The sequence below is a fragment of the Parasphingorhabdus sp. genome, from assembly GCF_049667325.1.
In the GTDB taxonomy this organism is placed as follows: Bacteria; Pseudomonadota; Alphaproteobacteria; order Sphingomonadales; family Sphingomonadaceae; genus Parasphingorhabdus.
The window spans coordinates 1-8,007 of the sequence record NZ_JBATHY010000109.1; the positions used below are offsets into that span (position 1 = coordinate 1).

The window sequence follows — 8,007 nt, forward strand, 5'->3', positions numbered from 1 at the left end:
TGCAGAAAAAGTGGGGAAACTGCAGTAAAAGACTGGCAAACGAACAATCCGTAGCGGCAAATTGTTCAGGTCAGCTGCCCTATTATTTTTGTCAAACGCGAAACATCCTCCCGATCATGATAAAGTCCGAAGCCAATTCGCAAGACATCGCCGCGAACATCGGTCACGACATTCTTGTCGGCCAGAATGTCGTGGAGACTTGGCGCTAATCCTCCCCGGAAAGCCAGAAAGCGCGCGTGCGGCTCGCCCTCGATCGGATTCAGGAGTTCGAATCCGGACAGCGGGTCGTCTTCCAGAAACTGCCCCTGAAGACCCGCGACGTGGTCCGAAATCACGGCGGTCGTCAGACCTTCACTTGCCAACATTTTCTGCACGGCATTGAACCGGTAAAGGCCAGAAGGGTCGAAGGTGCTGCCCAGAAACCGCCGCCCGTCCGGCGCATAGCCGACGTCTCCCGGCGGTAAAGCGAGGTCATCAAATGCGGCATACCAGCCGGTAACCACCGGCCGCGCGGCAAAACCGGTCGGCGCATGGAGGAAGCAAACGCCCTCTCCTGCCATTGCATATTTATAGCCACCCGAAAGGTAAAACACCCGGTCTGCAATCTGTGACAGATCGGTCTCGATTGCCATGAAGCCATGATAGCCGTCGATCACGACCCACGGTCCCTCAGGACGGGCTAGCGCCGCAAGCCGGTCCAGCACGGAAATGATCGTACCGGAATTGAACAACACATGGCTGGCAAATATCAGATCGAACGCGCCGGATCGGGCTGTATCGAGCAAGGCATCCGGCGCTACCGTTTCCAGCACAACCTCTCCGGATTCTGTCCAGCGCTTCATTTGCCGGCGAAAGCTGTGAAACTCCCCGTCGGTCGCCAGCACCCTTGCCGGCCGCGTCGGAATGGCAGACAATAGCCGAACGATAAAATCATGGGTATTGGGAGCAAAGCTAAGCGTCACGGGATCGGGTAATTTCAGCTCGTCCGCAACATGGCGTTGCGCTTCGGACCAGACCGGCCCCATGATCTTGTCCCATTTGTGATCCGCCAGCGTCGCCGCATCTTCCCACGCAGCAACATGGCCGGCGTGGCTCGCGTCCGGCCAGAGATGATGGCTATGGGCGGCGAAATGCAGACGTTCAGGATTCGCAGCGAGTGATCTGGAAAAAAGATGTTTCCAGTTCATAACTGGGTTCGCAGCGACCATAGTTCGGGGAACGCCCGCTTGGGCACTGTAGTTTGCAAATAGGCAACCCCAGCGGTTCCGCCGGTGCCCATTTTTCCGCCGATTATCCGCTCGACGGTCAGCACATGCTTGTGCCGCCAGGTCGCCATCGCATCGTCGAGATCAACCAGCTTTTCCGCCAGTTGGTAGAGCTCCCAATACTCATCGGGATTGCGGTAGACTTCCAGAAAGGCCGCTTCGACCTGTTCGGAGGGCTTATGGGAATCGGCAAAATTACGGTCGAGTAATTCCGGCCCTATTTCAAAGCCGGCCCGGCCCAGCGCCGCTATGGCATCATCCCAGATACTCGGTTGGTCGAGCGCTGTCTGCATCGCTGCCTTGGCCACCGGACGATCGTCCTGATATTTCATAAAACTCTTGTCCTTGAGGCCAAGCATATATTCGACTGTCCGGAACTGGTCGGACTGGAACCCCGAACTCGGCCCCAGTACATGCCGGAACCGCGTATAATCGCTGGGCGTCATGGTCGACAATACATCCCAGCTCAGCGTCATTACCGCCTGGATGCGACTGACCCGCGCCAGCGCCTTGTAGGCCGGTACCAGCGCGTCGGCTGTTATCTGCTGCTTGGCAAAGCGCATCTCCCGAATGATCTGCTTGAGCCAAAGTTCTTTGGTCTGGTGAATAATGATGAACAGCATCTCGTCGTCCAGATCGGATCGCGGATGCTGCGCATCGAGCAATGTGTCGAGCGCCAGATAGCGCGCGTAGGTCATGGTGGATTGATCGGTCATGCGAGATAGTAACGCGGGGTTGACCGAATGGGAAGAGATGCGATGTCGATGCTTCATGAAGCATGTAGAAATCACCGAAAAATCACCTAAAAGCGCGCGATACCTTGGCGATTTTATCAGCGATAGTGGAGAGTGGTCTCTGGAGGCCCGACCCGGAATCGAACCGGGGTGCGCGGATTTGCAATCCGCTGCGTCACCACTCCGCCATCGGGCCGAAGAGTGGCCGCGAATTGCTTCGCTTTGTCGGGAAAGTCAACCCTAACTTGCGTCTCCCATTTGCGGCCCGATTTTTGGAGCTGCCTGTTGTGCGAAATGGCCCGATTGTCGCGTAAAAGACGCAGTCGGCACAAATTCGCCGGATTCCATCTTGGCGCACGTGCCAAGCCCCGCTAGAAGCGACAACATCTCCACCATAGTGTATTGTGTTAATAATACGGGCATGGCATGGAAGAAATATTATTCATTGGGAGGATCGGCTCTTGGGTCAGGAAAATTTCAAGCAGATGCGCAAGGCCATGATCGTCAGTCAGTTGCGCACGACCGAGGTTAGCGATCCACGTGTCATCGCGGCCATGAGTCTCATCGCCCGTGAAAATTTCGTGCCGGCTGCCCAGCGCAGTTTCGCCTATGCCGACCGCGGCGTTCAAATCGGCGAAGGCCGGGCCTTGAATCCTCCGCTGGCAACCGGACGACTGTTGAACGTCGCGCATGTGACGAAGGAAGACAATGTCCTGCTGATCGGTGCGGCAACCGGCTATACAGCTGCTGTTCTGGCACAACTCGCCGGTTCTGTGATGGCAATCGAAGCAAATGCCAAGCTGGCAGCCTTAGCGAAGAAGAATCTGGCCGACGTTGCCGGCGCCACTATCGAAACCGGAGATCATGCTGATGGTTGGGCCCGATCGGCACCTTATTCCGTGATCGTTATCGACGGACTGGTGGACCAGATTCCCCAGACCCTGGTCGATCAACTGGCACCGGAAGGACGGATCGTCGCAGCGATCATGAATGAAGGCGTGTCCCGCCTTGCCTTGGGGCGGACAGCCGGGAAACACGTCGGCTATCAATATTTTGCTGATTGCGGGGCTTGTCCCCTGCCCGGCTTTGAAAAAACCAAAAGCTTCAATTTTTAAGGCGTTCGGGAGAGTAGAGAAATGAATAGACGTCGCCTTCTTCTTGGAACGGCTATCCTGACGATGCTGTCTGCACCGGTGCAAGCCGACACGCTGCGCGATGCATTGGTGGCAGCTTATCAGACCAACCCGACCCTCTCCGGCGCGCGTGCCGGCCAGCGGGCGACCGACGAATCCGTCGCCATTGCCAAAGCCGATGGCCGACCGAACGCCACTAGCGATTTTGGTTTTCAGGAAAATTTTCTGCGCAGCGCCAATAGTTTCACTGCGCCGCTGCGCCAGACGACTGCGGGCGGCTCGGTGGATGTACCGATCTATTCCGGCGGGGCTGTAAAAAATGCCGTTCGTGCCGCCAAGACCAGAGTGGAGGCCGGACAATACGACCTTCGCGCAACCGAGGCGAGTATCTTCAGCAATGTCGTAGCCACCTATATGGATGTCATCCGGGATTCAGCAATCGTCAAATTGAACCGGGCCAATGTCGGCGTTCTTTCGATCAATCTGGAAGCAACCGGCGACCGGTTCGAAATCGGTGACTTGACCCGGACCGATGTCGCGCAATCGGAATCCCGGCTCGAAATAGCAAAAAGCGATCTCGAAACGGTGCGCGCCAGACTAATCGGAAGCAAAGAAAATTACATCGCGCTTGTCGGTCAAGCACCCGGTGATCTCGAACCGCCGCCACCCTTGCCAAATATGCCCGAAACCCCGGACCAGGCCGTGGATCTTGCCCTGACCTACAATCCTGACTTGCTCGCCGCCAAGGAACGCAGCGAGGCCGCTGAATTTGATATCAAATCAGCCCGGGCCTCCAACAAACCGAGGGTTTCGACATACGCTCAGGGACGCTATTTGAATTTCCACGGCACGCTTGGTGGCAATATTCCGGGCACAACCTTCATTCAGGAACAGTCTACTGCAGAAGTCGGCATCCGGGCGACCATGCCGATATATCAGGGTGGCCGACCGGCGGCGCAGATTCGTCAGGCCCAGGCGCGTTCCGGTCAGGCCTACGAACTGTTGATTGCAGTCGAGCGTGACGTGATTTCCCAGACCCGTGCGTCCTATTCCAGCTGGCGGGCATCTGAGCGGGTTATCGAATCCTCGGAGCGGGCTGTAGCCGCAGCAAGCCTGTCTCTGGAGGGTGTGCGCGCGGAAAATTCTGTCGGCAACCGGACGATTCTGGATATTTTGAACGCGGAACAGGAATTGCTAAACGCGCAGGTGCAGCTGGTGACGGCACGCCGCGACAGCTATGTAGCGGGCTTTACCCTGCTTGCCGCGATGGGCCGGGCGGAAGCACGCGATCTCGGGCTGGAAGGCGGTCCGCTTTACGATCCGGAGGTCAATTATGACCGGGTCGACGATATGTTCTATGACTATCAGAGCGACCCTAATCCGCAACCGCAGGCGACCAGAACCGTTGACACCCAGGCGCAAAAAGCGGAGATAGAGCCGTTGCCCGAGATACCGACACGCCGCTAGACAATTTGGCGTTAACAGGCTCCGGCAATCAAGTACAAGTTTTGGGGATTTCGCACATGGCAGAGCAAAACAGGGAATCGTCGATGGAAGAAATTCTCTCGTCGATCAAACGCATCATCGCGGAAGACAAAACGATCGATGAGGACCGCGTCCAGTCGCGCCGGAAAGCCTCTCTCAAGCCAGCCCTGCAGGCCGTTCCGGATACAAAGCCGGCAGACAAAAACGACGAAGTCCTCGAACTGACCAACGAATTGCCAAAACAGGGAAATCAATCGGCTCAGGGTGTGTTTGGAGACCGCCGCAAGGAAGAGCGGCTGATTGACGACAACAAGCTCGACAGCATGCGCCAGTCGCTTTCGGCGCTGGTTGAAAAAGAAGCGATAGAGCGCCGGGCTCCGCAGCACCAACCCGGCGGCACATCGCTGGAAGACCTGACCCGCGACCTTATGCGGCCGATCATCAAAAAATGGCTGGACGAAAATCTGCCCGACCTCGTCGAAGAACTGGTAGCCCGCGAGATCCAGCGATTGAGCGACAAATAGGGCCGCGTATCTAAACCCAATTGCCTTGTCGCACAGCCATGCTAAACTGCTGACTATGACAATATTTTTCAAAACATTCACCAGCGTTCTGTTCCTGACAGGCGCTATTGTCCCCACAATCGTATCGGCAAGGCCGATGACTGTAGAGGATCTCGCCACCTTGAAACGGTTGGGATCGGTTGCCGTTTCTCCGGATGAAAAATGGGCGGTCTATGATGTCACCGAAACGGAGCCGGAGACTTACGAAAGATCAAGCGCGCTCTATCTGCTCGACCTCGATACACCCGATGCCGTACCTTCTCGCATCGCCGACCAGTCCGGCAAAAGCGAACATAGTCCGGCTTACGCGCCGGATGGCAGTCTCTATTATCTTAGCGATGCCAGCGGTTCCGAGCAGCTTTGGCATGCGGATATTGCATCGGGAAATATTGTCGGCACGCCGGTCCAGGCGAGCGAGATGAAAGCCGATATTGCAGGTTTCAAGATTTCGCATAGTGGCGACAAAATCGCGCTATGGGGTGATATTGCCAGAGACTGCCCGACCTTCGGTTGCGAAGAGGATGGCAATAAAGCCGAACCAGGGCCCGGGACGGGCCGCGAATATGACGAACTTTTCATCCGCCACTGGTCGAGCTGGGAAACGCCCGGCAATTACAGCCGGATATTTGCCTTTGATCTGAAAGAGGGAAAAATTGCTGGCGAAGGCGTGGTACTGGATGGCGATCTCGTCGGCGACAGCCCCTCCAAGCCCTTTGGTGGCGGAGAGGAAATCACCTGGGTACCGGGAGAGGACGGCGTCTTCTTCACGCTCAGAACCGCCGACCGGAACGAACCCAAATCCACCAATCTCGATATTTACGGGGCTACAGCCAATGGCGAGGAAACCGTCAATTTTACCGGGAAGAACAAGGCCACAGACACGCTTCCGGCCTTTTCGTCAGACGGGGAATGGCTCGCTTGGGCGGCGATGGAGCGTCCGGGCTACGAGGCCGACCGCCTTGTCGTAAAATTGCGCAAACAAGGCAGCGATGAAGACAAGGCCATTGCGCTGACCCAGAACTGGGACCGCTCGGTCGGCTCGATCGTCTGGACGCCCGACAATGAAAGCCTCATCGTGACCGCACAGGAGGTGCTCGATCATCCGGCATTCGCGGTCGATGTCGCAACGGGCAAAGTCACGCGCCTGACAGCCGGCGGCAATGTCGGTACGACGATCCCCTTGCGGGATGGCTCCCTCGTTTACACAATGAACAGCCTGCAGGCGCCGACCGATCTTTATCGACGCGCAGCGGACGGGAGTGTCAGGCAACTGACCAATATCAACGGTCGCGAACTGGCCGAGATCGATCCGGTCGAGATCGAACGGTTCAATTTTTCCGGTGCGAACGGCGAACAGGTCTGGGGACAGATTATCAAACCGCAAGGCGCGACCGGCAAGCTGCCGATGGCCTTTCTAGTCCACGGCGGACCGCAGGGCAGCTTCGGCAATAGCTGGTCCACACGCTGGAACCCGAAAGTGATGGCTGCCCAGGGCTATGCAGTGGTTACCGTCGATTTTCACGGCTCTACCGGTTACGGGCAAGAATTTACCGACAGCATAAATCAGGACTGGGGCGGAAAACCACTGGAAGACCTGAAGCTGGGTTATGCAGCAGCGCTAAAAATAGATCCGCAGATCGATGGCGAGCGGTCCTGCGCTCTAGGCGGGTCTTATGGTGGTTATATGATGAACTGGATTGCAGGCAACTGGCCCAACCGGTTCGACTGCCTGATCAACCATGCCGGGGTTTTTGATCTGCGTGCGATGGCGCTGAGCACCGAAGAACTCTGGTTCGACCAATGGGATCACGGTGGAACGTGGTGGAAACGGCCCGACCCGGAAAAGTGGAACCCGGTGAACCAGATTACCAACTGGAAAACGCCGACCCTGTTCATCCACGGCGAGAAAGATTTCCGCATTCCCTATACCCAGAGCATCATGCCGTTCACTGTCGCGCAGGAACTGGAAATTCCATCCAAATTGCTGATATTCCCGGACGAGAACCACTGGGTGCTCAAGGGCAAGAATAGCGTGCAATGGTATCGTACGGTGTTTGACTGGATGGAGAAATGGACCAAGGCTAGCGACCAGGAAGCCAAAGACTAGTGACCTATTTCCCGACCGAAGATCGCGATGGCACGATCATCGTCACGCTGACCAATGCCGAACGCAACACGCTCCATCCGGCGCTACTCGAAGAGGGCATAGCCGCCTTGCAGGCATTGGCCAAAAATTCGCCAAAAAATGGCATCGTCCTGACCGGTGCCGGCGAACATTTTACCTGTGGCATGGACACCAAGATCGCGGCGGCTCTGGACAAAGCGGGCCAGATACAGGCCGCCGCGGCGATCGATCGCTTTGCAGCGGCGCTGCATCGCCTGCCCTGCGCGCTGGTGGTTGCGCTCAACGGCAACACCATTGGCGCGGGCGGGATCATGGCGCTCGCAGCGGACTGGATTGTTGCCGCCCAGGGCGATTACAAGATCGGCTTGCCGGAAGCCAAGGCAGGCCTGCCGTTTCCACCCGTTCCGCAAGCAATTCTGGACCACTGGCTCGACCCTGTCTGGCGGCGCAGGCTCGCTCTGTCTTCGCATTTGCTGACGCCGGTAGAAGCTCTGAGCGCCGGACTGGCCGACGAACTTTGCCCACCTGATCAGTTGGTCGATCACGCGGTCATGCGAGCGCGGGAATTGGCGGCGCAACCGGGCTTCAAGGCCTGCAAGCGACAGTTGCGCGCCAAAGCCAATGCCGAGATTGACGCGATATTGGGCTAGTTGGCCGATACTATCCGACATATTGCCGCTTTTCAATTAGTGCTGAGCTTGT

7 protein-coding genes and 1 tRNA gene are annotated in these 8,007 nt (G+C 57.1%); 5 read left to right on the forward strand and 3 right to left on the reverse strand.

All coding sequences use genetic code 11. The features are described 5' to 3' along the window. Positions 1-65: 65 nt before the first annotated feature. The 3 genes from WBM93_RS05705 to WBM93_RS05715 all read right to left on the reverse strand — a co-directional run bounded on the left by WBM93_RS05705 (position 66) and on the right by WBM93_RS05715 (position 2,195). Positions 66-1,187, reverse strand: coding sequence for a class V aminotransferase (locus WBM93_RS05705; protein WP_424429363.1), 1,122 nt, complete (start codon positions 1,185-1,187; stop codon positions 66-68). Then, positions 1,184-1,981 (reverse strand): tryptophan 2,3-dioxygenase, encoded by a 798-nt coding sequence (locus WBM93_RS05710; RefSeq protein ID WP_424429366.1) that lies wholly within the window; start codon positions 1,979-1,981, stop codon positions 1,184-1,186. Before WBM93_RS05710 ends, WBM93_RS05705 begins: the two co-directional genes overlap by 4 nt. 140 nt (positions 1,982-2,121) lie before the next feature. Further along, positions 2,122-2,195, reverse strand: a tRNA-Cys gene (locus WBM93_RS05715). Positions 2,196-2,460: 265 nt separating this feature from the next. On the opposite strand from WBM93_RS05715, the gene WBM93_RS05720 reads away from it, so the two are divergent. The 5 genes from WBM93_RS05720 to WBM93_RS05740 all read left to right on the forward strand — a co-directional run bounded on the left by WBM93_RS05720 (position 2,461) and on the right by WBM93_RS05740 (position 7,955). Beyond that, entirely contained in the window at positions 2,461-3,114 is a 654-nt protein-coding gene (locus WBM93_RS05720) for a protein-L-isoaspartate O-methyltransferase family protein (protein ID WP_424429369.1), read from the forward strand. Positions 3,115-3,135: 21 nt separating this feature from the next. Further along, complete coding sequence (locus WBM93_RS05725; RefSeq protein ID WP_424429372.1) at positions 3,136-4,599, forward strand: TolC family outer membrane protein; 1,464 nt, start codon at positions 3,136-3,138, stop codon at positions 4,597-4,599. 56 nt (positions 4,600-4,655) lie between these two features. Further along, positions 4,656-5,141, forward strand: a complete 486-nt coding sequence (locus tag WBM93_RS05730; RefSeq protein ID WP_424429374.1) for a DUF2497 domain-containing protein — start codon at positions 4,656-4,658, stop codon at positions 5,139-5,141. Positions 5,142-5,277: 136 nt separating this feature from the next. Continuing rightward, positions 5,278-7,287, forward strand: a complete 2,010-nt coding sequence (locus tag WBM93_RS05735; protein WP_424429377.1) for a prolyl oligopeptidase family serine peptidase — start codon at positions 5,278-5,280, stop codon at positions 7,285-7,287. After that, complete coding sequence (locus WBM93_RS05740; RefSeq protein WP_424429380.1) at positions 7,287-7,955, forward strand: enoyl-CoA hydratase/isomerase family protein; 669 nt, start codon at positions 7,287-7,289, stop codon at positions 7,953-7,955. Before WBM93_RS05735 ends, WBM93_RS05740 begins: the two co-directional genes overlap by 1 nt. Positions 7,956-8,007: the final 52 nt, after the last annotated feature.

Excerpts from the sequence above, each read along its gene's own strand:
- WBM93_RS05735 (WP_424429377.1), top strand. The coding sequence starts at position 5,278 with ATGACTGTAGAGGATCTCGCCACCTTGAAACGGTTGGGATCGGTTGCC.
- WBM93_RS05710 (WP_424429366.1), bottom strand. The coding sequence starts at position 1,981 with ATGACCGATCAATCCACCATGACCTACGCGCGCTATCTGGCGCTCGAC.
- WBM93_RS05725 (WP_424429372.1), top strand. The coding sequence starts at position 3,136 with ATGAATAGACGTCGCCTTCTTCTTGGAACGGCTATCCTGACGATGCTG.
- WBM93_RS05730 (WP_424429374.1), top strand. The coding sequence starts at position 4,656 with ATGGCAGAGCAAAACAGGGAATCGTCGATGGAAGAAATTCTCTCGTCG.
- WBM93_RS05705 (WP_424429363.1), bottom strand. The coding sequence starts at position 1,187 with ATGAACTGGAAACATCTTTTTTCCAGATCACTCGCTGCGAATCCTGAA.